Source organism: Pseudomonas sp. YuFO8 (genome assembly GCF_035065025.1).
Classification (GTDB): Bacteria; Pseudomonadota; Gammaproteobacteria; order Pseudomonadales; family Pseudomonadaceae; genus Aquipseudomonas; species Aquipseudomonas putida_AE.
The window spans coordinates 1-512 of record NZ_JAXDEQ010000111.1; the positions used below are offsets into that span (position 1 = coordinate 1).

Annotated in this window: 1 protein-coding gene; it reads left to right on the top strand. The window is 63.5% G+C overall.

From position 1 onward, the window contains the following. Nucleotides 1-447, top strand: a 447-nt coding sequence (locus SOP95_RS31535; RefSeq protein WP_323609519.1) for a type VI secretion system baseplate subunit TssF, incomplete at its 5' end; no start/stop codon positions are given. Nucleotides 448-512 lie beyond the last annotated feature (65 nt).

The window sequence follows — 512 nt, forward strand, 5'->3', positions numbered from 1 at the left end:
GCAGGCCCGAGCCGCCCGCGTGCCAGCCACGCCCATGACGCCAAGGCCTGGCGCTTGATCAGCCAGTTGTCGCTTAACTACCTGTCCCTGAGCGAACAGGGCCAAGGCGCGGCGGCCTTGCGCGAACTGCTGCGCCTGTACGGCGACAGCAACGACGCCGCCCTGCAATTGCAGATCGAAGGCCTGCGCGAGGTCAGCAGCAAAGCCGTGACCCGACGTTTGCCGATGCCCGGCCCGATCGTGTTTGGCCGTGGCCTGGAAATCACCTTGGAATTCGATGAAAACGCGTTTCGCGGCACCGGCGTGTTCCTGCTCGGTGCGGTGCTGGAGCGCTTCCTGGCACGCTACGTGTCGATCAACAGTTTTACCGAGACGGTGATCCGTACCACCGAACGCGGCGAGATCATGCGATGGAAAGCCAAGCCCGGACGTCGTCCGACCCTGTGAGTACCCTGGATGCGATGCATCAGGAGCCCTGGGAATACGATTTCTTCCAGGCGCTGCGCCGTATC